Source organism: Rhodanobacter sp. DHG33 (assembly GCF_014843005.1).
Lineage (GTDB): Bacteria > Pseudomonadota > Gammaproteobacteria > Xanthomonadales > Rhodanobacteraceae > Rhodanobacter_A.
Genome location: NZ_JACYXM010000004.1, coordinates 47,667 through 72,870, shown reverse-complemented (window position 1 = coordinate 72,870; position 25,204 = coordinate 47,667). Strand labels below are relative to the sequence as shown.

The 25,204-nt window shown below is 68.0% G+C and carries 20 protein-coding genes and 1 tRNA gene; 9 read left to right on the top strand and 12 right to left on the bottom strand.

Annotation, left to right across the window (positions count from 1 at the left end; genetic code table 11):
* The first annotated feature begins 70 nt into the window (after positions 1–70).
* Both IHE46_RS08195 and IHE46_RS08190 read left to right on the top strand, forming a co-directional pair.
* Entirely contained in the window at positions 71–6,469 is a 6,399-nt protein-coding gene (locus IHE46_RS08195; protein WP_192164154.1) for an ESPR-type extended signal peptide-containing protein, read from the top strand.
* A 47-nt stretch (positions 6,470–6,516) separates the two neighbouring features.
* Complete coding sequence (locus IHE46_RS08190) at positions 6,517–7,359, top strand: OmpA family protein (RefSeq protein ID WP_192164153.1); 843 nt, start codon at positions 6,517–6,519, stop codon at positions 7,357–7,359.
* Between the two features lie 232 nt (positions 7,360–7,591).
* Here IHE46_RS08190 and IHE46_RS08185 read toward each other — a convergent pair whose 3' ends face one another.
* The 3 genes from IHE46_RS08185 to pdhA form a co-directional block, all read right to left on the bottom strand.
* Positions 7,592–8,947 (bottom strand): dihydrolipoamide acetyltransferase family protein, encoded by a 1,356-nt coding sequence (locus IHE46_RS08185; protein WP_192164152.1) that lies wholly within the window; start codon positions 8,945–8,947, stop codon positions 7,592–7,594.
* A 174-nt stretch (positions 8,948–9,121) separates the two neighbouring features.
* The gene (locus tag IHE46_RS08180; RefSeq protein ID WP_192164151.1) at positions 9,122–10,102 is read right to left on the bottom strand and encodes an alpha-ketoacid dehydrogenase subunit beta; all 981 of its coding nucleotides are present in this window, start codon (positions 10,100–10,102) and stop codon (positions 9,122–9,124) included.
* A gap of 3 nt (positions 10,103–10,105) precedes the next feature.
* Positions 10,106–11,191: a pyruvate dehydrogenase (acetyl-transferring) E1 component subunit alpha gene (gene pdhA / locus IHE46_RS08175; protein WP_192164150.1), complete on the bottom strand. Its 1,086-nt coding sequence runs from the start codon at positions 11,189–11,191 to the stop codon at positions 10,106–10,108.
* A gap of 245 nt (positions 11,192–11,436) precedes the next feature.
* Between pdhA and IHE46_RS08170 the strand changes: the two genes are divergently transcribed.
* Positions 11,437–12,288 (top strand): tryptophan 2,3-dioxygenase family protein, encoded by an 852-nt coding sequence (locus IHE46_RS08170; protein ID WP_192164149.1) that lies wholly within the window; start codon positions 11,437–11,439, stop codon positions 12,286–12,288.
* A gap of 153 nt (positions 12,289–12,441) precedes the next feature.
* Complete coding sequence (locus IHE46_RS08165; protein WP_343230006.1) at positions 12,442–13,944, top strand: peptide MFS transporter; 1,503 nt, start codon at positions 12,442–12,444, stop codon at positions 13,942–13,944.
* A gap of 112 nt (positions 13,945–14,056) precedes the next feature.
* On the opposite strand, the gene IHE46_RS08160 is transcribed toward IHE46_RS08165, so the two are convergent.
* Positions 14,057–14,536: a MarR family winged helix-turn-helix transcriptional regulator gene (locus IHE46_RS08160; RefSeq protein ID WP_192164147.1), complete on the bottom strand. Its 480-nt coding sequence runs from the start codon at positions 14,534–14,536 to the stop codon at positions 14,057–14,059.
* Positions 14,537–14,856: 320 nt separating this feature from the next.
* Between IHE46_RS08160 and hppD the strand changes: the two genes are divergently transcribed.
* The 4 genes from hppD to IHE46_RS08140 all read left to right on the top strand — a co-directional run bounded on the left by hppD (position 14,857) and on the right by IHE46_RS08140 (position 18,786).
* Positions 14,857–15,951: a 4-hydroxyphenylpyruvate dioxygenase gene (gene hppD / locus IHE46_RS08155; RefSeq protein WP_225562903.1), complete on the top strand. Its 1,095-nt coding sequence runs from the start codon at positions 14,857–14,859 to the stop codon at positions 15,949–15,951.
* Between the two features lie 85 nt (positions 15,952–16,036).
* Complete coding sequence (gene hmgA / locus IHE46_RS08150; RefSeq protein ID WP_192164146.1) at positions 16,037–17,326, top strand: homogentisate 1,2-dioxygenase; 1,290 nt, start codon at positions 16,037–16,039, stop codon at positions 17,324–17,326.
* A 19-nt stretch (positions 17,327–17,345) separates the two neighbouring features.
* A complete protein-coding gene (locus IHE46_RS08145) occupies positions 17,346–18,332 on the top strand; it encodes a fumarylacetoacetate hydrolase family protein (RefSeq protein WP_192164145.1) in 987 nt (328 codons plus the stop codon).
* 70 nt (positions 18,333–18,402) lie between these two features.
* Positions 18,403–18,786, top strand: coding sequence for a VOC family protein (locus IHE46_RS08140; protein WP_192164144.1), 384 nt, complete (start codon positions 18,403–18,405; stop codon positions 18,784–18,786).
* A gap of 6 nt (positions 18,787–18,792) precedes the next feature.
* On the opposite strand, the gene IHE46_RS08135 is transcribed toward IHE46_RS08140, so the two are convergent.
* The 8 genes from IHE46_RS08135 to IHE46_RS08100 all read right to left on the bottom strand — a co-directional run bounded on the left by IHE46_RS08135 (position 18,793) and on the right by IHE46_RS08100 (position 24,707).
* Positions 18,793–19,434 carry a DUF6348 family protein gene (locus tag IHE46_RS08135; protein ID WP_192164143.1) on the bottom strand — a complete coding sequence of 214 codons (642 nt, stop codon included), beginning with the start codon at positions 19,432–19,434 and terminating at the stop codon, positions 18,793–18,795.
* A 27-nt stretch (positions 19,435–19,461) separates the two neighbouring features.
* Positions 19,462–19,788, bottom strand: coding sequence for a hypothetical protein (locus tag IHE46_RS08130; protein WP_192164142.1), 327 nt, complete (start codon positions 19,786–19,788; stop codon positions 19,462–19,464).
* The gene (locus IHE46_RS08125; protein WP_192164141.1) at positions 19,788–21,134 is read right to left on the bottom strand and encodes a tryptophan--tRNA ligase; all 1,347 of its coding nucleotides are present in this window, start codon (positions 21,132–21,134) and stop codon (positions 19,788–19,790) included. Before IHE46_RS08125 ends, IHE46_RS08130 begins: the two co-directional genes overlap by 1 nt.
* A gap of 25 nt (positions 21,135–21,159) precedes the next feature.
* Positions 21,160–22,074 (bottom strand): arginase, encoded by a 915-nt coding sequence (rocF, locus tag IHE46_RS08120; RefSeq protein WP_192164140.1) that lies wholly within the window; start codon positions 22,072–22,074, stop codon positions 21,160–21,162.
* A gap of 59 nt (positions 22,075–22,133) precedes the next feature.
* A tRNA-Thr gene (locus IHE46_RS08115) sits at positions 22,134–22,209 on the bottom strand.
* A gap of 27 nt (positions 22,210–22,236) precedes the next feature.
* The gene (locus IHE46_RS08110; protein ID WP_192164139.1) at positions 22,237–22,950 is read right to left on the bottom strand and encodes an SPOR domain-containing protein; all 714 of its coding nucleotides are present in this window, start codon (positions 22,948–22,950) and stop codon (positions 22,237–22,239) included.
* Between the two features lie 33 nt (positions 22,951–22,983).
* Positions 22,984–23,721, bottom strand: a complete 738-nt coding sequence (locus IHE46_RS08105; protein WP_192164138.1) for a type III pantothenate kinase — start codon at positions 23,719–23,721, stop codon at positions 22,984–22,986.
* On the bottom strand, positions 23,718–24,707 hold the full coding sequence (locus tag IHE46_RS08100) for a biotin--[acetyl-CoA-carboxylase] ligase (RefSeq protein ID WP_192164137.1): 990 nt from the start codon (positions 24,705–24,707) through the stop codon (positions 23,718–23,720). The genes IHE46_RS08105 and IHE46_RS08100 overlap by 4 nt, the downstream gene beginning before the upstream one ends.
* 134 nt (positions 24,708–24,841) lie before the next feature.
* Here IHE46_RS08100 and IHE46_RS08095 point away from each other — a divergent pair, with 134 nt between their 5' ends.
* Positions 24,842–25,186 carry a hypothetical protein gene (locus IHE46_RS08095; RefSeq protein WP_192164136.1) on the top strand — a complete coding sequence of 115 codons (345 nt, stop codon included), beginning with the start codon at positions 24,842–24,844 and terminating at the stop codon, positions 25,184–25,186.
* The last annotated feature ends 18 nt before the right edge of the window (positions 25,187–25,204 follow it).

Below are 25,204 nucleotides of genomic sequence, written 5' to 3'. Positions count from 1 at the left end.
CATGTCAATCCGTGCGTTGACCCGCATCGCGATGCCAGAGGGTATCGCCGGCCGGTCAAGGGGGTAAATCATGAACCACATCTATCGCCTCGTCTGGTGCAAGTCCCGCAATGCCTTGGTGGTGGCCTCCGAGTTGTCTTCGAGGTCGCATGGCGGCGTTTCCGTTTCGCCAGGCAAGATGAAAACAGTCAAGCTGATTTCGCTGGCCATGCTGGGCGCGGGCAGCTTGATCTATGCCACGGGCGCATTCGCGCAATCGACAACCGGCAGTGCGCAACTGGACGACCTGCAGTCGCTGGTCAGCAAGTACCAGGCGCCGGTGGTGGGATCGTCCGCCGCATCGAGTGTGGCGGGTGTGGTTGGCGCACCGGTGACGGTGATTCACCAGGTGGCGGGTTCCACGCTTTCGGCGGTACAGCCGGCGTATGTCGGCGTCCATGCCGCAGCCACGCCGACGCACGTGCATGCTGGTGCACATGTATCCGTGCCGTTGGCACAGGCGGGCGCCGGCGTTCGGCTCAGCAGGCACGATGCAGGCATCGGTGCAGGCCTGACCCTGCATCCGTCGATCGTGGGTCATGCGGTATCGGGCGTGGCGCAGGCTGCCGGCGGAGTGCCGGTGCTCGGCAAGACCTTGTCGGGCGCGGACGGCACGGTGGTTGCCGTGACCTCTGCCGTGCCGACCATCCATGTGGGTCTGGGTGCGACCGTGCAGGCTTCTTCTGTGATCGAGCCGCTGGTGGCCGACCGGCGCCGCGATGCCGCGGTTTCCGATCTTGCCCATTCGCTGGGCATCGCCGATGGCGAGGGTGGCGGAGTGCCGCCGGTGCGGGCCGTGGCGGGCGATGTGATGGGCGATGCGTCGAAAGTGCCGGTGGTCGGCACGGTGGTGACGCAGGTAAGCAGCGTGCTCGGCAACACCCCTGCGGGCGGCCATGACCTTGGCACGGCGTTGGGGACGGTGGTCGGCGGCGTGGTGAACAACGGCGAGAAGCTGCCGGTGCTCGGCACGACCGTGGCCAGCGTGGGCCAGAATCTGAAGGGGCTGACCTCCGGCGGCAGCGCCGGTGGCGGCGTGGTGGGCGGACAGCTCGGCGAGGTGGTCGGCGAGGCGGTGAATTCGCTGTCGGGCACCGCGGGTGTCGGCAAGGTGGTATCCGCCGTAGGCACGACGCTGCAGGAAACCACGGCGCAGATCAATACGAGCGGGACCGGTGGCGGCGTTGGCAGCCTGACCGGTGTGGTCGGCCAAGTGGTGGACGGCGTCGCGGGTGCGACTTCGAAGGTGCCTGTGGTCGGTACGGTGGTGGGCGATGTCGGTCAGGCGCTCGGCTCGACGACGTCGGGCAGCGGCGGCCTTGGTAATTTGTCGGGCACCGTCGGCCAAGTGGTGAATGGGGTCGCCGGTGCGACCTCGAAAGTGCCCGTGGTCGGCACGGTGGTGAGCGATGTGGGCCAAGCGCTCGGTTCGACCACGTCAGGCAGCGGCGGCCTTGGCAATTTGTCGGGCACAGTCGGCCAAGTGGTCAATGGCGTCGCGAGCGCGACGTCGAAGGTGCCCGTGGTCGGCACGGTGGTGGGTGATGTGGGCCAGGCGCTCGGTTCGACGACGACGGGTAGCGGCGGTCTTGGCAATTTGTCGGGCACGCTGGGTCAGGTAGTGAACGGTGTTGCGAGTGCAACGTCGAATGTGCCCGTGGTCGGCCCGGTGGTGGGTGATGTGGGTCAGGCGCTCGGTTCGACGACGTCAGGCAGCGGTGGCCTTGGGAATCTGACGGGCACAGTCGGCCAAGTGGTCAATGGCGTCGCGAGCGCGACGTCGAAGGTGCCCGTGGTCGGCACGGTGGTGGGTGATGTGGGCCAGGCGCTCGGCTCAACGACGTCGGGTAGCGGTGGCCTTGGCAATTTGTCGGGTACCGTCGGCCAAGTGGTGAATGGGGTTGCCGGTGCGACCTCGAAATTGCCCGTGGTCGGCACGGTGGTGGGCGATGTGGGCCAGGCGCTCGGTTCGACGACGACGGGTAGCGGCGGTCTTGGCAATTTGTCGGGCACGGTGGGTCAGGTAGTGAACGGTGTTGCGAGTGCAACGTCGAAGGTGCCCGTGGTCGGTACGGTGGTGGGCGATGTCGGCCAGGCGCTCGGCTCGACCACGTCGGGTAGCGGTGGCCTTGGAAATCTGACGGGTACGGTCGGCCAGGTGGTGAACGGTGTTGCGGGTGCGACGTCGAAGGTGCCTGTAGTCGGCACGGTGGTGAGTGATGTCGGCCAAGCGCTCGGTTCGACCGCGTCGGGTGGTGGCGGTCTTGGGAATCTCACGGGCACGGTGGGCCAGGTAGTCAATGGCGTCGCCGGTGCGACCTCGAATGTGCCCGTGGTCGGTACGGTGGTGGGCGATGTGGGCCAGGCGCTCGGCTCGACGACGTCGGGCAGTGGTGGCCTCGGGAATCTGACGGGCACGGTGGGCCAGGTAGTCAATGGCGTCGCCGGTGCGACGTCGAAGGTGCCCGTGGTCGGCACGGTGGTGGGCGATGTCGGCCAAGCACTCGGCTCGACGACGTCGGGTAGCGGTGGCCTTGGAAATCTGACGGGCACGGTCGGCCAGGTGGTGAACGGCGTCGCCGGTGCGACGTCGAATGTGCCCGTGGTCGGCACGGTGGTGGGCGATGTCGGCCAGGCGCTCGGCTCGACCACGTCGGGTAGCGGTGGCCTTGGAAATCTGACGGGCACCGTCGGCCAGGTGGTGGGCGGTGTGGCGAATGCCACATCCGGCGTGCCGGTGGTCGGCACGACCGTGGCACAGCTGGGCAGCGTGCTCGGCAATGCGCCCACGGGCGGCCATGACCTTGGCACGGCGTTGGGAACGGTGGTCGGCGGCGTGGTGAACAACGGCGAGAAGCTGCCGGTGCTCGGCACGACCGTGGCCAGCGTGGGCCAGAATCTGAAGGGCCTGACCTCCGGCGGCAGTGCCGGTGGCGGCGTGGTGGGCGGACAGCTCGGCGAGGTGGTCGGCGAGGCGGTGAATTCGCTGTCGGGCACCGCGGGTGTCGGCAAGGTGGTATCCGCCGTAGGCACGACGCTGCAGGAAACCACGGCACAGATCGACCCGACTGGCAGCAGCGGTGGCGGTCTCGGCGGCCTCGGCGGCCTGACGGGTGTGGTCGACCAGACGGTGGATGGCGTTGCCGGCGCAACGTCGAAGGTTCCGGTGGTTGGCCCGGTGGTGACCCAGGTGAGCAACGTGCTGGATTCCGCCGGCACCGCAGGCAATGGCAACCCGCTTGGAGTGGTGAGCCAGGTGATCGATGGCGTGACGGATGCCACGTCGAATGTGCCGGTGGTCGGTCCGGTCGTCGGCCAGCTGGGCAGCACGCTCGGCGGCGTGACCTCCAGCCAGGGCGGCGGCCTGCTGTCCGGCTTGGTCAGCAGCCTCACTTCGACGACAACGCCTTCGCCCTCGGGAGTGCCGACGGTGCCCCCGCCCAGCAATACGCCGAGCGGCGTGATCGTCGGCAACGGCGGCGTGGTGGGCGCAGTTACCACATTGCTGGGCCCCACCACCAATGCGCTGTTCGGCAACAACAGTACGGACGGCTACATCACGGACGGCAGTCTGAAGGTGAGCACCGCCAACTTCACCCAGGGTTATTCCACGGTGAACGCGCTCGGCATCCCGGTGATCAATTCGACGCCGGTGGGTACCGTGCTGACGACGGTGGGCGGCACGGTGCTGGGCGGTACGGGCCAGAACTCGAACCTCACCCTGGTCGGCGGCGTGTCCTCGAACAGTTACATCACCAACATCAACAACGGCGAGGTCAACAGTGGCTTGCTGGGACTGGTGCTGCCAAGCAGCGCGCCGGCATGGGCATCCACCTGCCTCAACGTGCTGGGCGTGGTGAAGGAGTCGTGCTGGGCGGTGAACGCCGCGCAGAACAACCAGGTGCTGGTGGGCGACGGCGCCAGTGCGAACGGCTCGGAAGAAGTGGTGATCGGCACCAACGCCAGCCACACGCTGCCGTCGGTGACCGCCTGCTCGGTGTTCACTGGCAGCGGTTCGCCGACGGATCCCTGCGGTGTGCCGGATGCCAACTACGCCGATCGCGAAGGCCACTCGGTGGTGATCGGCGACAGCGCCTCGGGCACGGCCAATGCACAGACCATCCTCGGCGCCAACGCCACCTCGAGCGTGGCCAACAGCGTGGCGCTGGGCTATGCGTCGGCGGCCAACCGCGGAGCGCAGGCGAACTACACGGCCTTCGGTCTGAGTGCGCTGCAGAACTCGGCGGGTGAAGTGTCCATCGGCTCGCCGGGCCAGGAGCGCCAGCTCACCAATGTCGCCGCGGGCAGCGCGGCGACCGATGCGGTGAACCTGGCGCAGCTGGAAGGCGTGGCCACCACCGCCAACAACGCGGTGCAGTACGACAACGCGAACAAGACCTCGGTGACCCTGGGCGGCACCACCAGCACGGACGGTGGCGTCACCGGCGGCACGCTACTCACCAATCTGCACCAGGGCGCGTTGAGCGCCACCAGCACGGATGCGGTGAACGGCAGCCAGCTGTTCGCCACCAACCAGTCGCTCGCGACCTACATGGGCGGCACCACCAACTACAACGCGACCACGAACACGTGGACGGCGCCGACGTTCAACATCACCTCGGTGGCGGTCGACGGCAGCACCACCAACGGCAGCTACAACAACGTGACCTCCGCCTTCGATGCGGTGAACGGATCGCTGAACAACCTCAACACGCACATCAACAACATCGACAACAGCGCGGCCATCAAGTACTACCAGGTCAATTCCTCCCTGGCGAATGCCCAGGCCTCGGGCACCAACAGCCTTGCTGCAGGTCCGGCTGCGATAGCCAGTGCGGCCAACAGCATGGCGGTAGGCCAGTCCGCCACGGCCAGCGGTGCGAACAGCATGGCGGTGGGATATGGCGCCACCGCGAGTTCCGACAACGCGTTGGCGGTGGGCGAGAACACCACGGCGAAGGACGGCAACGCGGTAGCGATCGGCTTCGGCAACACGGCCAGCGGCGACGGTGCGGTGGCGTTGGGCGATCCGAACACGGCCACCGGCCAGGGCGCCGTGGCCATCGGCTACAACAGCACCGCCAACGGCCAGAGCGCGGTGGCGCTGGGTTCGACCACTACGGCCAACGGCGCCAGCGCCCTTGCCATGGGCGACACCGCCAGTGCTACGGCGACCAATGCGATCGCGTTCGGTGCAAACGCCACGGCGAACTTCGCGAACTCCATCGCGCTGGGTGCCGGCTCGGTGACCACGGTCGGCGCGCTGACCAACTACCAGGGCTATGGATTGACCGCGCCGCAGACCTCCAGCGGCGAATTGAACGTGGGCAACCGCCAGATCACCGGCGTGGCCGCAGGCAGCGCCGCCAACGACGCGGTGAACGTGGCTCAGTTGGAGGCGGTGAGCGCGCAGAGCTCGTCGACCGACAAGCTGGCGGTGAAGTACGACGCCGACCCCAGCGGCAACCCGACCAACACCGTCACGCTGACCGGCGACGGCAGCGGTGCGCAGGTGCTGGTCACCAACCTGGCTGCAGGCGCGGAAACGGCCACCAGCACGGATGCGGTGAACGGCTCGCAGCTGTGGCACTGGACGCAGGACACCAGCAACGTCTACAGCAACTACAGCCTGTACAACGACATCCAGAACATCCAGACCGGCGGCGGCGGTTCGGTGAAGTACTTCAACGTGAACTCCACGTTGGCCAATTCCTCGGCGTCCGGCAGCAACAGCATCGCCATCGGTCCGCAGGCAACCTCCAGCGGCACGAACAGCGTGGCGATGGGCAACGGCGCCAGCGCCACCGCCGACAACTCGGTGGCGATCGGTGCCGGCTCGGTGGCCGACCGCGCGAACACGGTGTCGGTGGGCAGCGCCGGCAACGAGCGCCAGATCACCAACGTGGCAGCCGGCACGCAAGCCACCGACGCGGTGAACCTGGGCCAGATGGATTCGGCGATCAGCGGCAGCACCCAGGGCAACGTGCGCTACGACACCAACAGCGACGGCACGACCAACTACAACAGCGTGACCCTCGGCGACGGTACCGGCGACACCGCCATCCACAACGTGGCGACCGGCACGCTGGCCACCGATGCGGCCAACGTCGGCCAGGTGCAGCAGGCGGTGAACTGGTCGAAGACCTATACCGACCAGCGCTTCAGCCAGGTCGAAGGCGACATCCAGAACGTCAACAACCGCGCCAACGCAGGCGTCGCGGCGGCGATGGCGAGCGCCGGCCTGCCGCAGGCCTACGAGCCGGGCAAGAGCATGGCGGCCATCGCGGGCGGTTCGTTCCGCGGCGAGTCGAGCATCGCGGTCGGCGTGTCCACCATCTCCGAGGGCGGGCGCTGGGTCTACAAGCTGACCGGTTCGGCGGATTCGCGCGGCGATGCGGGCGTGTCCATCGGCGCAGGCATGCAGTGGTGAGCGCCATGGACCGCACTGGCCGGAATAGTCATCAAGGGGGTTCCATCATGCGCAAGACGATCGAGTGCAAACGGGTCGCGTGGCCGGCGGTGCTGCTGGCGGGTGCGCTGCTTGCGGCAGGGTGCAGCACGGCTGGCAGCAAGCCGTCGGCAGGTCCGGAAGAGGTGAGCTTTCCCGACCCGAGCCATTCCACCGTGCCCGAGGGCATGTTCGTGAACCTGGAGAATCTGCGTAAGGTCGCTCCGGGCATGACCAAGGAACAACTCTACGGCCTGCTGGGCACGCCGCAGTTCAACGAGGGCGTGTTCGGCGTGCACCGGTGGAACTACATCTTCAACTTCCGCAAGTCCGACGGCAGCGGCAACTACTTCAGCTGCCAGTACCAGATCGTGTTCGACAAGCAGCACCTGGCCGAGCAGTTCTACTGGAAACCGGAAGCCTGCAAGGCGGTGCTGGATACTCCGCATCCGGACGTGCCGCAACCGCAGCCGCCGCAGCCGATGCCGGTGCAGCCGATACGGCTGTCGTCCGATGCCCTGTTCGGCTTTGACAGCGCCACGCTCACGGCAGAAGGCCAGCAGAAGCTCAACGGCCTGCTGCAGCAGGTGCGCGAGGCCAGCCAGGTGCAGAACATCGACGTGGTCGGCTACACCGATCGTATCGGCAGCGACGCCTACAACATGGGCCTGTCGCAACGGCGTGCGGCAGCCGTGCGCGACTACCTGGTGCAGGGCGGCGTGCCCGCCGCTGCCATCCAGACTGAAGGACGCGGCAAGGCCGACCCGGTGGTGGAGTGCCAGGACAGGAAGCGATCCGCGTTGATTGCTTGCCTGGCGCCGAACCGGCGCGTGGAGCTTTCCGGGATGGCCCGGGCCGCGATGGCGCATTGAGTCTGTTTGCGACGAATCTGCCCTGATCGGCACCGTGGGCGACACAAGGAATCAGCAGTCCGTGTCGTAGGCGTTGTGCGCGCCCCCCCCTGTCGCCGCGCTCCACGGTGCCGATCAGGGCAGATTTGTCATCACGCGGCATGCTCTGTCGGATGGGCGCCGCCTCGATCCCCAAAACGAAACAAGGCGCCCGGTGGGCGCCTTGTTTCGTTTGCGGCGATGACGCCACGGTTCAGTTCGGCAGCGACAAGTCGTCCAGCAGCGCCTTGAGGAAGCGTGCGGCTTCGCCGCCGGTGGCGGCGCGGTGGTCGAAGGTGAGGCTGATCGGCATGCGGCGATGCACCTCGATGCCGCCCATCACGGCCACCACGTCGTGGCACAGCTTGCCGGCACCGATGATGGCGACGGTCGGCGGTACCACCACCGGGGTGGCGTAGCGGCCCGCAAACATGCCGAAGTTCGACAGGCTGATGGTGTAGCCCGAGAGCTCCGACGCCGGGATGGAGCGGTCTTCCACCGAGGTGCGCAGGCGCTTGATGGCGGCACGGATACCGGCGCCGTCCAGCACGTCGGCATTGCGCAGCGCCGGCACGAACAGGCCGTCCTCGGTGTCCACGGCGATGCCGATGTCCACGTGCGGGTGCAGGGTGCGGGTGAGGTTCTTGCCGTCGAACCACGCGTTGAGCGCCGGCACGGCCTTGCAGGCGGCGACGATGGAGCGGATCAGGCGGGCGGTGATGTCCTGCTTGCCGATCCAGGCGTGCAGGTCGGCGTCGTCCACCAGGGTGGTGGGCACTACGTTGGCGTGGGCCTCGGCCATCACGCGCGCCATGTTGCGGCGGACGCCCTTGAGCTGCTCCGGCTGGCCGCTGGCGTGCACGCTCGGCGGTGCGGTGCGCACAGCCTTGCCGGCCAGCGACACGGTGGTGCGGCCCGGCGCCTCGCCCGGTTCCGGCAGTTCCGGCGCCAGGTGGCGGCCGGCCGAGGCGGGCACGGCGCGCGCCGGGGCGGCGCCCAGCGCGGCGCTGCCGCTGGCGGCGGCGTCCTTCACGTCCTTCATGGTGACCACGCCGTCGGCGCCGGTGCCGCGCACGCGAGTGATATCCACCTTGAGCTTCTTGGCGAGGGCGCGCACGGCGGGCACGGCCTTGACGCCGCCCGCGCTGGAGGCCTGCTCCACGTGCACGTGGCTGCCGCTGACCATCGCGCCGACCACGGTGCCTTCGTCCTCGCGGTCGGCGGTGGCGGCCTTGGCCGGCGCGGGAGCCGGTGCAGGCGCCTCGGCCTTCTTCGGGCCGTGATGGTGGCCGGTGGATTCGGCTTCGGCACGCTGCTTGGCGTTGGCATCCGGTTCGAAGTCGGCCAGCGCGGCGCCGGTCTCGATGATGTCGCCGGGGGCGCCGTGCAGCTTCTTCACCGTGCCGGTGTAGGGCGACGGCACGTCGACCACGGCCTTGGCGGTCTCCATCGAGCACAGCGGTGCGTCGAGCTTGATGTAGTCGCCTTCCTTCACGTGCCACTCGACGATGGTGGCGTCGGGCAGGCCTTCGCCGAGGTCGGGCAGGTGGAATGTCTTGATGTCGGCCATGAGTGAGCTTCCAAGGTTTGGTTTTCGCCCTCTCCCCGCCGGGGAGAGGGCCGGGGTGAGGGGCTGGGCCTGCGGTAGCGTGCATTGAAGCTGTGCTTCGTTGCATTTTGTCGCAAGTCGTGGCCCCTCATCCGCCCCTTTCGGGGCACCTTCTCCCCGGCGGGGAGAAGGGAGTCAGGATGCGGCGAGCGTGCGCTGCGCGGCCTCGACGACGCGTTCCATGCTGGGCAGGTACTTCATTTCCAGGCGGAACAGCGGGATGTGGGTGTCGGGGCCGGTGACGCGCTCGACCGGCGCGAGCAGGTCGTACAGGCACTCCTCGGCCACGCGCGCGGCGATCTCGGCGCCGAAGCCGGCGGTCTTCGGGGCTTCGTGCACGATCACACAGCGGCCGGTCTTCTGCACCGACTCGGCGATGGTGTCGAAGTCCAGCGGCGTGAGCGTGGCGACGTCGATGACCTCGGCGCTGATGCCCTGCTTGGCGAGTTCGTCGGCGGCCTCCAGCGTTTCCTTCACCTGCGCGCCCCAGGTCACCAGGGTGACGTCGGTGCCGTCGCGCAGCACGAAGCACACGTCCAGCGGCAGCGCCTCGCCGTCGTCCGGCACCTCTTCCTTGTACTGGCGGTAGATGCGCTTGGGTTCGAGGAAGATCACCGGATCGGGATCGCGGATCGCGGCCAGCAGCAGGCCGTAGGCGCGTGCGGGCGAGGAGGGCAGCACCACGCGCAGGCCGGGGATGTTGGTGAACAGGTGCTCGTTCGCCTCGGAGTGATGCTCCGGCGCGCGGATGCCGCCGCCCCACGGCGCGCGCCACACGGCCGGCACGGTGAGGCGGCCGCGGGTGCGGTTGCGCATGCGTGCGGCGTGGCAGGCGATCTGCTCCATCATCGGGTAGATGAAGCCTTCGAACTGCGCCTCGGCCACCGGCTTCATGCCGGCCACGGCCAGGCCCACGGTGACGCCGGCGATGGTGGTCTCGTCCAGCGGCGTGTCCAGCACGCGCAGTTCGCCGAACTTTTCCTGCAGGCCCTGGGTGGCGCGGAACACGCCGCCGTTGACGCCCACGTCCTCGCCCAGCACCACGACGCTGTCGTCGTGCTTCATTTCGTAGGCGAGCGCCTGGGTGACGGCTTCGATGAGGGTGATCTGTGCCATGGCTCAGTGCGCCTTGTTTTCGTACGAGAGGACGCGATCGCGCTGCTTGGCGAGATCGGCGGGGACTTCGGCGAAGGTGTAGTCGAACATCGCCGTCACCGGCTGCGTCTTGGTCTCGAGGTAGGCGTTCACCTCGTTGTCCATCCACTCGTCGCACTCGGCCTTCCAGGCCTCTTCCTTCTTGTCGTCCCACACTTTCTTGGCCACCAGCCAGTTGCGCAGGCGCTTCATCGGCTCCTTCGCCCAGGCGTCCTTCACTTCCTGCTCGCCGCGGTAGCGGCGGGCGTCGTCGGCGGTGGTGTGGTCGCCGAGGCGGTAGGTCACCGCCTCGATCACGCTGCCGCCCTGGCCGTTGCGGGCGCGCTCCAGCGCGTCTTCCATCGCCTTGCGCACCGCGATGATGTCGTTGCCGTCCACCTGGATGCAGTACAGGCCGGCGGCGATGCCCTTCTGCGCCAGCGTGGGCGCGCCGGACTGGATCTTGCGCGGCACCGAAATGGCCCACTGGTTGTTGACGATCACCGCCACCATCGGCAGGTTCTGCGCGCCGGCGATGTTGATGGCGCCGTAGAAGTCGCCCTTGGACGAGCCGCCGTCGCCGATGGTGCACACGGCCACGCGCTTCTCGTTGCGGATCTTGAACGCCAGCGCGGTGCCCGCGGCGTGCAGGCACTGCGTGGCGATCGGCACGCTCCACGCGAAGTCGTGGCGCGCGGGCTCGTTCTGGTAATCGTTGCCGCGCTCGTCGCCGCCCCAGTACATGTACACCTCGCGCGGCTGCACGCCGCGGTACAGCTGCGCGCCGTATTCGCGGTAGCTCACGGCCAGCACGTCTTCCGGCTTCATCGCGCTGCCGATGCCGACGTGCGCCGCCTCGTGGCCCAGGCAGCTCGCGTAGGTGCCGAGCTTGCCGGTGCGCTGCAGCGCCACCGACTTCGCGTCGAACACGCGGGTGGACAGCATCAGCTTGTACAGTTCGACCATGTGGTCGAGGTTCTTGGCGAAGTCAGGCAGATCATCCCGAACCTGCTTGCCCTCGGCGTCGAGATACTGCAGGTATTCGATTTCGAACTTGGCGGCGATGGACACGACGCGCTCCCGTGAGTGACGAATGGGGTGGGGGCGGTGGCCCATCCAGTGGGGCCAGACACGCGAAGCTCCCTTGCCGGCGACCATCGTGGCGGTCAAAACGGCCGGGAAAAGCCGCATATTGATAGCAGGCGGGCATGTTGCGTCGCAAGGCACGCCGCAGCATGCGGGCGGGTACGGGGTTCGCAAGAAACGGCGGCGACGCCAGCGGTTACCATGGTCGTTTCCGACCATCGCGATCTTTCATGACGGACAACCAGCGCGAGCTCGAAGCGGGCATCGAACGCGACCTCTCCGGGCGCATGACCTACGCGGGTTACCTGCGGCTGGACACCCTGCTGTCCGCGCAGCGGCCGGTGTCCGATCCGCCGTACCACGACGAGATGCTGTTCATCGTGCAGCACCACGTGTCGGAGCTGTGGCTGAAGCTGCTGATCCACGAGCTGCGCGCGGCGATGGAATTCATGCGCGGCGAGCGTATCGGCCCCGCGCTCAAGGTGCTGGCGCGGGTGAAGCAGATTCAGCGCCAGCTGTTCGAGCAGTGGGCGGTGCTGGAGACGATGACGCCGCACGAATACCTCGCCTTCCGCGATGCGCTGGGGCCGTCGTCCGGCTTCCAGTCGGCGCAGTACCGCACGGTGGAGTTCCTGCTCGGCAACAAGAACGCCGACATGCTCGCGGTGTTCGCGCACGACCCGGCGATCCAGCAGGGCCTGCGCGACACGCTGGATGCGCCCAGCCTCTACGACGAGGCGTTGCGCTGGCTGGCGCGGCACGGCCATGCGGTGCCGCGCGACATCCTGGAGCGCGACGTCAGCCAGCCCTGGCGGCGCCATGACAGCCTGCTGCCGGTGTTCCGGCGCATCTACGAGGCGCCGGAAAATTTCTGGAGCGAATTCCACCTGTGCGAAACGCTGGTGGACATCGAGGAGAGCTTCCAGCTCTGGCGCTTCCGCCACATGAAGGCGGTGGAACGCATCATCGGCCACCGCCGCGGCACCGGCGGCTCCTCCGGCGTGGGCTTCCTGAAGCAGGCGCTGGACCTGACGTTCTTCCCCGAGCTGCTCGACGTGCGCACGGTACTGGGCACGAAGTAGGGGGATGCAGCGGCCGGCGACTTCGCGCGCCGGCCATACGCATTGAAGCTGGCTTGATGCGGCCACGCCCTGGCCGCGGGCCTACGAACCGTTTGACGCCAGATGACTCCGACGTTACATCTGGCGTTTCGCGAATCATCCGAAGGGGGCAGTGTGAACGACACCTCGAACGCCGCCGGCGCCGCGCCGGACTACCCGCAGCTGCTCGGCCATCCGCGTCCGCTGTGGATGCTGTTCATGACCGAGTTCTGGGAGCGCTTCGCGTTCTACAGCGTGAGCTGGGCCGTGGCGCTGTACGTGGTCGCGCAGTTCTATCACGGCGACTCGGCGGGCCAGGGCTGGGCCGGCACGATCTTCGGCACCTACACGGCGCTGATCTTCGGCACCGGCATCTTCGGCGGCTACGTGGCCGACAAGCTGATCGGCTACCAGCGCGCCATCCTGATCGGTGCGCTGGTGATGGCGGCGGGGCTGTTCGCGCTGATGGTGCCGAGCAAGACGGTGTTCCTGCTGGGCCTGTCGCTGGTGATCGTGGGCGACGGCCTGTTCAAGCCGAATATCTCCTCGATGGTGGGCCAGCTCTACGGCCGCGACGACCCGCGCCGCGATCGCGGCTTCACCCTGTTCTACATGGGCATTAACGCCGGCGCCTTCATCGCGCCGCTGCTCACCGGCTGGATGGCCGGCTACTTCACCGATACGCCGGCGCAGCAGAACTACCGCGTGGTATTCCTCGCCGCGGGCATCGGCATGCTGCTGAGCCTGGTGTGGTTCTGGTTCGGCCGCCGCCAGCTCGGCGCCGTGGGCCGGCCGCTGCCCGGCATGGAAGGTCGCGGGCGCGCACTGCTGGTGCTGGTGGGATCGCTCGTGGCGGTGCCCCTGGTGTACCTGCTGCTGTCTAGCGTGGGCACCATCGGCCTGCAATGGCTCATCGGCCTGCTGGCGGTGTGGGTCTCGGCGATGCTGATCACCGAAGCCATGCGCCACGACCGCATCCAGCTGGACCGGGTGTGGGCCATGCTCATCATCTTCGGCTTCAACGTGCTGTTCTGGATGTTCTATTACCAGCTCGGCAGCTCGTTCAATTTCCTCGCCGAGAACCTGGTCGACCGCAACATGTTCGGCTGGGTGTTCCCGACGAGCTGGTTCCAGTCGGTGAGCCCGCTCACCATCATCGTGCTGGCGCCGGTGATCAGCCTGATCTGGGCGTGGCTGCAGCGGCGGCGCGCGGAGCCGTCGATCCCGCGCAAGTTCGGCTTCGGCCTGATCTTCAATGGACTCGGCTTCCTGGTGCTGATGTACGCGCTCAAGAGCCTGATCGACCCGCACGGGATGATCCCGTTCTGGCCGCTGGCGGCGTGCTATGCGCTGCAGACCGTGGGCGAGCTGTGCCTGTCGCCGATCGGCCTGTCGATGGTGACCAAGCTGGCGCCGCCCCGGCTGGTGGGCCTGGCGATGGGCGGCTGGTTCCTGTCCACCGCAGCCGGCGGCAACCTTTCCGGCCTGCTGGCCAGCTACATCGCCGGCAAGAACGGCATGACGGCAGCCTCGGCCCTGTCGGGGTTCACGTTCGGGTTCTGGGTGCTGGTCATTTCCGGGGCGGTGCTGCTGCTGATCGCGCCGCTGGTGAACCGCCTGATGCACGGGGTGAAATAAGCCGGCCTTGGATGGCCCGTCGCCGGGCCGGTGGAGCCTCGGTCAGGCCGCGCCTGATCGAGGCGAGTCCTGGCAGGCGGGAGCCCTGTCGGGGCATCGATCAAGGTGCTAGTCAGCCTTTCGCTGCCGTTTGCCCGGCCGTGTCCGGCGGCATCAGCTTGTCCAGGATCCCGCGCAGCCACGCCTGTTCCTCCGGCTCCAGCCGAGCCAGCAGGTCCCTTTCCCTTTGGCGCGCCATCGGCGCCACTTCGTCGTGGATGCGCCAGCCTGCAGCCGTGAGGCCCAGCACCGAGCGGCGCTTGTCGCTGGCATGGATGTGCCGGCGCACGCGGCCGGCGGCAACCAGCCGGGCCAGTGCGCGGCTCACCGCCACCTTGTCCATCGCGGTGCGTTCGGCCACTTCGCGCGCGGAAAGGCCGTCGAAGCGCGCCAGCACCGCCATCACCCGCCATTCGGTGACGCTGAGGTCGTGGCGCGCCTGGTAGTCGTCGGCGATCGCCTGGCTCACCGTGTTGGACACGATGGAGAGCTGGTAGGGCAGGAAGCGTTCCAGTTCCAGCGGCGCGTGGTCGGGATGGCGTTTGGCGGGCACTTGTGCGGTGTTCCTTGCAAATGGTTTCAAGTGAAACTATAAATGGTGCGATCGTCCATGACCGCGAAAGTCACACGGGCGGCCATCCATGGCCGCACTCCTCATGGAAAGCACGCGCTGGACGTGGCGTCCAGGCAGCGTGGTGGAGCATGGTTGCACCTTCACCAGAAACACGCGCCACGTTAGCGCTCGTTGTGCCAAAAGTGTTTCAGTGGCCCGGTTTGTGCGGTCGTCCATGACCGCGAAGATCAGGCAGGCAGCCGCCCATGGCTGCCCATTCCAGCAAAGCTTCCCCCATCGTAGCCCGTCGGAGAAATCGCATGACAGCCCAGCCCAACCTCGGCATGCAGGTCACCACCTTCGAGAACCCGATGGGGATCAACGGTTTCGAGTTCGTCGAGTTTGCCGCGCCGGCCGGCCGCGCGCACGAGCTGCACGAACTGTTCCGCAAGATGGGCTTCACCGCGGTGCTGAAGCACAAGTCGCGGCCCATCACGGTGTACCGCCAGAACGACGTGAACGTGCTGGTCAACGAGGCGCCGGATTCCTTCGCGGCCGATTTCGCCGCCAAGCACGGTCCCTGCGCCTGCGGCTTCGCCATCCGCTTCCGCAAGCCGGCCAACGAGGTGTTCGACGCCGTGCTTGCCAACGGCGGCGAGGCGGTGGGCGACAAGGCCGACAGCAAGGCTGTCAACGCGCCGGTGGTGAAGGGCATCGGCGATTGCATGCTGTACCTGGTCGACCGCTACGGCGACAAGGGCAGCATCTACGGCGACGACTACGAACCGGTGGCGGGCGCGGCGCAGAACCCCGCGGGTTTCGGCCTCACCTTCATCGACCACCTCACGCACAACCTGTATTTCGGCAACATGCAGAAGTGGTCGGACTACTACGAGAAGCTGTTCAACTTCCGCGAGATCCGCTACTTCGACATCAAGGGCGCCAAGACCGGCCTGGTGTCCAAGGCGATGACCGCGCCGGACGGCATCGTGCGCATACCGCTCAACGAGTCCAGCGACCCGAAGAGCCAGATCAACGAATACCTCGACGCGTACCACGGCGAAGGTATCCAGCACATCGCGATGTTCACCGACAACATCTACGACACGGTGGAAGCGATGCGCGCGCAGGGCGTGGAGTTCCTCGACACGCCGGACACCTATTTCGACGTGGTGGACCTGCGCATCCCGGACAACGGCGAGGACGTGCCGCGCCTGCGCAAGAACAAGATCCTGATCGACGCCGATCCGGAGACGAAGCAGCGCAAGCTGCTGCAGATCTTCACGCAGAACAACATCGGCCCGATCTTTTTCGAGATCATTCAGCGCAAGGGCAACGAGGGTTTCGGCGAAGGCAATTTCCAGGCGCTATTCGAGAGCATCGAGCGCGACCAGATGAAGCGCGGCGTGCTGTAAGCCGGCACGCTCCCGGTTTTCGCAGTTTCGCCAAGCGCGAACGGTGGGATGCCGTCGCGCGTCAAACCAGACGGGAAGACGACGCATGAACTACCAATCCGGCTTCGCCAACGAATTCGCCAGCGAGGCGATTCCGGGCGTGCTGCCCAGGGGGCAGAACTCGCCCCAGCGCGTGGCGCACGGATTGTACGCGGAGCAGCTTTCCGGCACCGCATTCACTGCGCCGCGCCACGAGAACCGTCGCAGCTGGTTGTACCGCATCCGCCCGGCGGCGATGCACAAGCCGTTCGAGCCGCTGGCGCACGCCGCGTTCCACAACCGCTTCGACGAGGCGCCCGCCACGCCGAACCAGTTGCGCTGGGATCCGTGGTCGCTGCCCGAGTCGCCCACCGACTTCCTCGATGGCCTGGTCACCATCGCCGGCAACGGCAGCGCGGCCGAGCAGGCGGGCGTGGGCATCCATGTCTATGCGGCGAACCGCTCGATGGAAGGGCGCTATTTCTACGACGCGGATGGCGAGCTGCTGATCGTGCCGCAGCAGGGCCGCCTGCGCATCGCCACCGAGCTCGGCGTGCTGGAAGTCGCGCCGCTGGAAATCGCCCTGATCCCGCGCGGCGTGCGCTTCCGCGTGGAGCTGCTGGATGCCGCCGCGCGCGGTTACGTGGCGGAGAATTTCGGCGCCTTGCTGCGCCTGCCGGACGCCGGTCCGATCGGTGCGAACTCGATGGCGCTGCCGCGCGATTTCCTCACGCCGCAGGCGGCCTACGAAGACATCGAAGGCAGCTTCAAGCTCGTCGCCAAGTTCCAGGGCGCGCTGTGGCAGGCGGACATCGGCCACTCGCCGCTGGACGTGGTCGCCTGGCACGGCAACTACGCGCCGTGCAAGTACGACCTCACGCGCTACAACACCGTGGGCTCGATCAGCGTGGACCATCCCGACCCGTCGATCTTCACCGTGCTGACCTCGCCATCGGACACGGCCGGTACGGCGAACATGGATTTCGTGATCTTCCCGCCACGCTGGCTGGTGGCCGAGCACACCTTCCGCCCGCCGTATTTCCATCGCAACGTGGCCAGCGAGTTCATGGGTTTGATCGAGGGCGCCTACGACGCCAAGGTCGGCGGCTTCGCGCCCGGCGGCATGAGCCTGCACAACTGCATGAGCGGACACGGCCCCGACGCGGCCAGCTTCGAGAAGGCCAGCGGCGCCGACACGGGCAAGCCCGACCATCTCATGAACACCATGGCCTTCATGTTCGAGGCGCGCAAGGTGATCCGGCCCACGGCGCAGGCGCTGGCGGCGCCGCAGTTGCAGCAGAATTACTACGAGTGCTGGCAGGGCATCCGCAAGCACTTCGATCCGTCGCGCGCATAAACGATTTGGAGCACATGCAATGAAGCTTGGCAGTTTGAAAGAAGGCGGCCGCGACGGCACCCTGGTCGTGGTCAGCCGCGATCTCGCGCGTGCGGTGAAGGCTGCGGGCATCGCCCCCACCCTGCAGGCCGCGCTGGACGACTGGTCGAACGCCGCGCCACGGCTCAACGCGCTGTCCGATGCGCTGAATGCCGGCCCTGTCGATGGCGTGTTCGCGCTGGACATGGCGCAGCTTGCCGCGCCCCTGCCGCGTGCCTACGAATTCGTGGACGGTAGCGCCTACCTGCCGCACGTGGAGCGCGTGCGCAAGGCGCGCGGTGCCGAAGTGCCCGCCTCGTTCTACACCGATCCGCTGATGTACCAGGCCACCAGCGCCGGCTTCCTCGGCCCGCGCGATCCGGTGGTGGTGCCCAGCGAGGATTACGGCATCGATCTCGAGGCCGAGGTGGTGGTGATCACCGACGATGTGCCGATGGCGCCCACGCCGGGGCAGGCCGCCGCGCACATCCAGTTGGTCGGCCTGGTCAACGACGTGAGCCTGCGCGGTCTGATTCCGGGCGAGCTTGCCAAGGGTTTCGGCTTCCTGCAGAGCAAACCGCGCTCCGCGCTGTCGCCGGTGTTCGTGACGCCTGACGAGCTGGGCAACCTGTGGAAGGGCGAGAAGCTGCTTCTGCCGATGCGTACCTGGTTGAACGGTGCATGGTTCGGCGAGGCCGACTGCGGCGTGGACATGCAGTTCAGCTTCGCCGAGCTGGTGGCGCATGCGGCGAAGACGCGTCCGCTGACCGCCGGCACCATCGTCGGTTCCGGCACCATCGCCAACCAGGACACTTCGAAGGGCGCCTCCTGCCTCGCCGAACAGCGCACGGTGGAAACGCTGCGCGACGGCAAGCCGAGCACGCCGTTCCTGAAGTTTGGCGACACGCTGCGCATCGACGTCACCGATGCGCAGGGCGCCTCGATCTTCGGCGCCATCGAGCAGCGCATCGCGCCGCTGGCGCGCTGACCGCGCACGAGATGCGCCGGCCATCGTGCCGGCGCAGACTGGACACCTCTGCCCCGTTGCGAGGTGTCCCATGCATCACAGCCGCCTGTGCGCCCTGGTGTTGGACTGCAAGGTCGCCGACCTGGGCGATGCCGCGACGTTCTGGAGCGCGGCCTTGGGCAAGCCCATCGCGACGCTGGACCAGGATGGCGACGGCCGTTACGCCGAATTGCGCACGGCCGACGACGAGCCGCTGATCCTGCTGCAGAAGGTCGAACACGAGAGCCGCGTGCACCTGGACATCGAGACCGACGACCTCGAGGCCGAGGCTGCGCGGCTGGAGCGCCTGGGCGCGCAGCGCATCGCCTTCGTCCGCCGGCGCTGGTGGGTGATGGAAGCACCCAGCGGCCAGCGCTTCTGCGTCGTGCGCAAGCAGCGCGACGCGTTCGGTCCGCACCTCAACCGCTGGGACTGAGCCGCGTCAGTAGTCGCGGATGTCCAGCATCATGAAGCAGCGCACGCTGTAAGACTCCGCTGCCGGCGGCCACGCCACGGCAGCGAGGGCGCGGTCGCCCGCCGGCCACGACTCGTTGTCGAGCAATGCTTCGACGGTGGTTTCGCCGTTCGCTTCCCGGCGCAGGAACACCCGCACCCAATGCATCCGGGGCGCCAGTACTTCGTTGCGGAGCGCGGCGAACAGCGGCGCCAGTGCATCAGCCGGCAGTGCCACCTCCGTACCCTGCACGACGAGCGGGCCGATGAACGCATCCCAGCCGTGCACGCCGATGTTCCACGACTCCAGCTGCAGCTTGCGCGCATCGGTGACATACCAGCACGCGGCCAGCAGCACGTGCAGGCTGCCCTGTTCGAACCGCTGCAGCGCGTCGCGGCAGGCCGCGTCGCCAGTGCCGGTGCCGGCATAGCTTTCCTCGACCTGCTGGTCCTCGCCGAGCACGATGTCGAGATCCAGCCGCCCCGGCACCCCTGCCGCGGCGTCGCGCCAGCTGGCACGGATCGCGGGGAAGTCGCCGTCGGTGAGCAGCCAATCCTCGTCGGGTTCGAGCTCCACTTCGTGGCGCTCGAACAGGCGAAGCAGATGGTGTTGCAGTGCGGTGATGTCCATGGTGGCGATTCCGTGTGTGCGCGTGCGTCAGCGCGCGCGATGCCAGAGCAGGCGACGCAGCAGCAGCGCCAGCGCGAGCACGCCGGCGAAGGCGCCGTAGCCGCACAGCGCCGGCAGTACCTGCTGCCAGATCGCGCCGCTGGCGCGTCGCCCGGCCTCGTCGAGCAACGGCAGCGGCACGGCGTCGAAGCCTTGCAGCCCGGCATAGATGGCGGCAGTGAAGGCCAGCAGCAACGCCGCAGCGTCGAACCCGCGCCGTGCCGCCGTGCGCGGCAGCGATTTCGGGTAGTTCGCGTAGGCCCAGCCGAGGATCAGCAGCCAGGGTGCGAGCAGTAGCAGGGCGAGGTAGCGCATCAGTCCTGTGCGGCGAGCTGTGCCAGCGCTTCGCGCACGCGCGCCTGCATCGCGTCGCTCGCCTGCGACGCACGTGCGACATCCGCGCCGTCCAGTTCCAGCACCAGCGCGTCGCCGTCCGCGCGCAGCGTGGCGCCGTCGCCCAGCGCGCGGATGCGCTGCTGCATGGCGCCGGCGGCCTTGGGATCGGCGAACGGCATGGACAGCAGCAACTCTTCGCCGTCGGCGGCGAAGAGGCGGAAGCGGAAGCCGGCATCGCCATCGCGGAAGCTGGCGAAACGGGGCGCCTTGCCCACCTTCGCCGTCGCGTGCTTGTCCGATTTGGCGGCGGGCGCGGCACCCATCGCACGCAGGCCGATGGCATCGCGGATCGCGGCCAGCTTGGGCATGGCGATCGCGCGCGCCTTCGCCGCGCCTTCGCGCAGGATGGCCTCGATCTCGTCGGGTTTGGCGATCAGCGCTTCGTAGCGCTCGCGCATCGGCGCCACTTCCGTCTCGATGCGCTCGAACAGACGCTGCTTGGCCTCGCCCCAGCCGATGCCGTCGAGCAGGGACTGTCGGAACGCCGCGCTTTCCGCCTCGTCAGCAAAGGCGCGGAAGATGGTGTACAGCGACGAGCTGTCCGGGTCCTTCGCCTCGCCCGGTGCGCGCGAGTCGGTGACGATGCGCATGATCGCCTCGCGCAGCGCCTTCGCGCCGCCGGCGAACAGCGGCACGGTGTTGTCGTAGCTCTTGGACATCTTGCGGCCGTCGAGGCCGGGCAGGGTGGCTACCTGCTCCTCGATCACCACCTCGGGCAGCACGAAGAAATCGCGGCCGTAGATGTGGTTGAAGCGCTGCCCGATGTCGCGCGCCATCTCGATGTGCTGGATCTGGTCGCGGCCCACCGGCACCTTGTGCGCGTCGAACGCGAGGATGTCGGCGGCCATCAGCACCGGATACATGTACAGGCCGGCGGTGACGCCCGCGTCGGGGTCCTCGCCTGCCTCGGCGTTCTTGTCCACGGCCGCCTTGTAGGCATGCGCGCGGTTGAGCAGGCCCTTGGCGGTGACGCAGGTGAGGAACCAGGTCAGCTCGGGAATCTCGGGGATGTCCGACTGGCGGTAGAAAGTAACGCGCGCAGGGTCGAGCCCGGCGGCCAGCCAGGTCGCTGCGATCTCCAGCCGCGAGCGCTCGATGCGGGAAGCATCGTCGCTCTTGATCAGCGCGTGGTAGTCGGCGAGGAAGAAGAACGCATCCACGTCCGCGCGGCGGCTGGCGTTGATCGCAGGGCGGATCGCACCGACATAGTTGCCAAGGTGCGGAGTGCCGGTGGTGGTGATGCCGGTGAGGACTCGGGTCTGCATGTCTCGATTTCGGTGGGTGATGCGCTCAGCGCAGCAGGGTGGACTTGCCGAACAGCGATTCGACCAGGTCCACCGCGAGTTTCGCGGTCTGGTTGCGCTTGTCGAACGCGGGGTTGAGTTCCACGATGTCGAGCGAGGAAAGCCGGCCGCTGTCGGCGATCATTTCCATGCACAGCTGCGCTTCGCGGTAGTTCGGGCCGCCGCGCACCGTGGTGCCCACGCCGGGCGCGATGAGGGGGTCGAGGAAATCCACGTCGAAGCTCACGTGCAGGTGAGTGTCGTCGTCCATGCCGGCGAGTGCCTGTTCCATCGTGCTGCGCATGCCCATTTCGTCGATGCTGCGCATGTCGTGTACGACGATCTGCGCTTCGCGCACCAGCCGCTTCTCGCCCTCGTCCACCGAGCGGATGCCGATCTGGCGGAACACGTCGGGCGTGGTCGCGGGCACGTGGCCGCCGATCTGCACCAGTTCCTTTGGGCCATTGCCGCATAGGCAGGCCACCGGCATGCCGTGGATGTTGCCCGAGGGGGTGATGGTGGCGGTATTGAAGTCGGCGTGCGCATCCAGCCACAGCACACGAAGCTGCTTGCCCTTTTCGCGACAGTGACGGGCGATCGCGCTGATCGTGCCGATGGCGAGGCAATGGTCGCCGCCCAGCATGATGGGCAGGCGGCCATGGGCCAGTTCATCGTAGATCGCCGCATGCGTCACTTCGTTCCAGGCCACCACTTCGGCGAGATGGCGGTAGCCGTTCACCGGCGGCAGCCACGGGTTGTGCGGGCCGTGCAGGTTGCCGCGGTCGACTACATCCAGCCCGCGTGCGCGCAGCTTTTCGGCGATCTGCGCCACGCGCAGCGCCTCCGGCCCCATCGAGGCGCCGCGATGGCCTGCGCCGATGTCGGTGGGTACGCCCACCAGGGCGATGGTCTGCTTGCTCATGATTCGATGTCCACGTGGCTGACGCGCGGCCGCAGCGGGGATCGAGAGGAGGCCGCGAATGGTGCCGGCAGCAGGAATCGAACCCGCGACCTACTGATTACAAATCAGTTGCTCTACCAACTGAGCTATGCCGGCGCAAAGGCCCATTCTAGCAGGGGATTCTCAAAAGCATGAGGTGCTGTGCGAACCCACGCCGTCAGAACGGATGCGGCGATGCCAGTCGAAGCCGCGGCCTTCGGCGACCAGGTCGAGCCAGTATTGCGGCACGGTTTCGGTGCGCTCGGCAATGCGGGCGGCAAAGCCGGCGGTGGCCACTTCGGTGCGGCGTTTGCGCGCGTTGTCCTGGTCCTTGAACAGGCCCAGCGAGACCGTGTTGGGCTGGTCGCCACCGCCGACCACGAAGTAGTCGTTGATGCCGTGTGCGGCGAGCTGCTTGGTGAGCGCCAGCGCCTGCGCGCGGCTGCCGGATGCGGGCAGGTAGACCCACCAGCTGCGCGATTGGGCGACCTGTTCCTGGCGCGAGCGCATGCGTCGCGTGACGGGCGTAAGCGCGGTGCGCGCCTGCTGCAGGTCGTGCGGCGTGGCGAATGGCCCCAGGGTGAGGCAGCGAAGTTCCACGGGCGCGTTCGCGTCCGACGTGTTGGCGCCATCCACGTTCGTCGCTGCGGGAGCGGGTGCCGGTGTGGCCGAGGTGGCGACGCCGGCGGCGGGCTCGGTTGTGGCTGCCTGCGCAGGCAGTTCCGACAGCAGGTGGAGCTCCGGCACGCCGGGATCGGTGGCCATCGGCACATGCGCATACGGCTGGCCGAGCAGCAGCCAGGCGCCGGCCACGATGTTGAGCATGACCAGCAACACGAACAGCAATCGCAGAAACATCCATCCCCCGTCATTCACGCCAGCGGCGTTTGCCTATTGTGCCGCGGCCCAGGCCGCCAGTCCGCGCAGCACGCCATCGTGGACGAGCTGCGCCGGCATGGCGAGCAGCGGCTGCAGCGTTTCCGCATCCCCGCCGCCGAGGCGCAGCTCCGGCGCGCCGCCCAGCGCCGGCGCCATGCGCGCCGCGAAGCGCTCGACCAGCGCCGCCGCCGCAAGCCAGCAACCGGAAGCCACCGCGTCGGCGGTGTTGTCCGCCGCTTCGACGATCGTACCTGCGTGCGCTGGGCGCACCTGTGCAGTGGCGCCCAGCAGGGACTCCTGCATCAGGCGCGGCCCCGGTGCGATCAGGCCGCCCAGATGGCGCCCGTCGGCCGCCAATGCATCCAGCGTGAGCGCAGTGCCCACGCCGACCAGCACGCACGGAGCGGGGCCGTCGGCATGGGCGGCGACCATGGCAAGGAAGCGATCCACGCCCAGCCGTTGCGGTTCGGCATAGGCATTGCGCACGCCGCAGGCTTCGGCCGGCGTGCGCAGCCATTGCGGTTCGCGTGCGAACGCGGTGGCGACGCTGGCGGCGACGAGCCGCTCGCGCGGGGCGTCCACCACCGAAGCGCCGAACACGGCGGCAGGCGCGGTCAGGCCCGCCCAGGCGGCGGCCAACGTTTCCGCCACGTTCTCGTTCCATGCCACTGCGCCACTGGCGAGCACGTTGCCGTCGCGACGCAATGCCCACTTCAGGCGGGTGTTGCCCAGATCCAGCAGCAGCTTCATGCGCGGCGCACCGTGACGTCGGCGCTGTCGATGCGCTGGATTCCGCCGTCGGGCAGGCGCAGCAGCAGGGCGCCGCGGTTGTCCACGCCGTGGCCGACGCCGTCGCGCTCGCCGCCTGCGCCGCTGAGTCTCAGCGGCTGGTCGCGCAGCAGGTCGTGGCGGGCGTACTCGTCGGCGAACGCGGCGAAGCCTTCGTGCTCGAACTGGCGCAGGCCCTCGGCCAGTGCGGCGATCAGCGCGGCCGCTGCGCGGTTGCGCTCCGGCGGCGCGCCGCCGGCCAGCGTGGCGAGGTCGCAGGTCGGTTGCCCGGCCTGCTCGCGCAGCGCGTCGGTGAGTCGGAGGTTGAGGCCGATGCCGATGATCGCAGCGCACGGCCCCTGATATTCGCCGCTCAATTCCACGAGGATGCCGGCCAGCTTGCCAGGTGCGTTGCCCGGCGCGACGGCCAGCACGTCGTTCGGCCATTTCAGGCCGGCGCCGGCGATGCCCAGCGCAGCGAGCGTGCGGAGCACGATCACGCCCATCGCCAGCGAGAGGCCCGACAGCGTGGCAAAGCCGGTGTCGAAACGCTTCACGCAAGACAGATAGATGTTCAGTCCCGGCGGCGACAGCCAGCGGCGGCCGCGCCTGCCGCGGCCTGCGCTCTGTGTCTCGGCCAGCATCATGGAGAGGTCCGCAGCCGCAGCCCCGCGCCGCTGCAGTTCGCTGGAGGTGGAGTCGAGCTCCCAATGCACTTCCAGCGCTCCCAGTTGTTTGGCGACGGCAGTGGGCAGCGCGGCGCGGATTCGCGCGGCGTCCAGCAGCTGCACGGGCCACGGCAGCCGGTAGCCGCGGGCGCCGCCGGCCTCGATCGGTACGCCGCGCGCGCGCAGCGCCTCGATCTGTTTCCATACCGCGGCGCGGGTCACACCGGCCCCGGCGGCCAGTTCGACGCCGGAGCGCGGTTCGCCCGCGGATAGTTCGGCCAGCAGTTCGGCGGCTTGCATCAGGAGGGTATGTCGTTCACGGGCATCCGGCGATTTTAGCGGGGCGCGACGTCCTGAGGCAGGGGCACTGGCGCCGGCGCCCCGGTTTCTGCGAGGATCGGGAATCTCGCCTGCGCGTCAAGGGGTGCCCAGCCATGAGTGCCAGACACTGGATGATCGGTTGCCTGATCGGTTTGGCCGGCATGGGCAGCGCCATGGCGGCGGATGCGGGCATCCGCGACATCGCCGCGACCGGCCGATCCACGACGGACACGGGTACCCACGACACCGCCAGCAACAGTGGCAGCGATGCGCTGGGACTCAACCGTGACTGCCCCTCGCCCCGCCATGGCAGCGATGCGGAAAATGGCGACGCCGACAACCACGGCGGCGGCGGTACGGCTGGAGGCGGCGGGCACGAAGGGCGCATTTCCGCACCGGTGGCCGCCAAGCCGGCCACGCTGGGCTGGCAGTCGCTCTTGCCGGGTTCGATCCAGTAACTCGCCCGGCGCCGGCCG

Excerpts from the sequence above, each read along its gene's own strand:
- IHE46_RS08195 (WP_192164154.1), top strand. The coding sequence starts at position 71 with ATGAACCACATCTATCGCCTCGTCTGGTGCAAGTCCCGCAATGCCTTG.
- IHE46_RS08190 (WP_192164153.1), top strand. The coding sequence starts at position 6,517 with ATGCGCAAGACGATCGAGTGCAAACGGGTCGCGTGGCCGGCGGTGCTG.
- IHE46_RS08185 (WP_192164152.1), bottom strand. The coding sequence starts at position 8,947 with ATGGCCGACATCAAGACATTCCACCTGCCCGACCTCGGCGAAGGCCTG.
- IHE46_RS08180 (WP_192164151.1), bottom strand. The coding sequence starts at position 10,102 with ATGGCACAGATCACCCTCATCGAAGCCGTCACCCAGGCGCTCGCCTAC.
- IHE46_RS08170 (WP_192164149.1), top strand. The coding sequence starts at position 11,437 with ATGACGGACAACCAGCGCGAGCTCGAAGCGGGCATCGAACGCGACCTC.
- hppD (WP_225562903.1), top strand. The coding sequence starts at position 14,857 with ATGACAGCCCAGCCCAACCTCGGCATGCAGGTCACCACCTTCGAGAAC.
- hmgA (WP_192164146.1), top strand. The coding sequence starts at position 16,037 with ATGAACTACCAATCCGGCTTCGCCAACGAATTCGCCAGCGAGGCGATT.
- IHE46_RS08145 (WP_192164145.1), top strand. The coding sequence starts at position 17,346 with ATGAAGCTTGGCAGTTTGAAAGAAGGCGGCCGCGACGGCACCCTGGTC.
- IHE46_RS08140 (WP_192164144.1), top strand. The coding sequence starts at position 18,403 with ATGCATCACAGCCGCCTGTGCGCCCTGGTGTTGGACTGCAAGGTCGCC.
- IHE46_RS08135 (WP_192164143.1), bottom strand. The coding sequence starts at position 19,434 with ATGGACATCACCGCACTGCAACACCATCTGCTTCGCCTGTTCGAGCGC.
- IHE46_RS08130 (WP_192164142.1), bottom strand. The coding sequence starts at position 19,788 with ATGCGCTACCTCGCCCTGCTACTGCTCGCACCCTGGCTGCTGATCCTC.
- IHE46_RS08125 (WP_192164141.1), bottom strand. The coding sequence starts at position 21,134 with ATGCAGACCCGAGTCCTCACCGGCATCACCACCACCGGCACTCCGCAC.
- rocF (WP_192164140.1), bottom strand. The coding sequence starts at position 22,074 with ATGAGCAAGCAGACCATCGCCCTGGTGGGCGTACCCACCGACATCGGC.
- IHE46_RS08110 (WP_192164139.1), bottom strand. The coding sequence starts at position 22,950 with ATGTTTCTGCGATTGCTGTTCGTGTTGCTGGTCATGCTCAACATCGTG.
- IHE46_RS08105 (WP_192164138.1), bottom strand. The coding sequence starts at position 23,721 with ATGAAGCTGCTGCTGGATCTGGGCAACACCCGCCTGAAGTGGGCATTG.
- IHE46_RS08100 (WP_192164137.1), bottom strand. The coding sequence starts at position 24,707 with ATGCAAGCCGCCGAACTGCTGGCCGAACTATCCGCGGGCGAACCGCGC.
- IHE46_RS08095 (WP_192164136.1), top strand. The coding sequence starts at position 24,842 with ATGAGTGCCAGACACTGGATGATCGGTTGCCTGATCGGTTTGGCCGGC.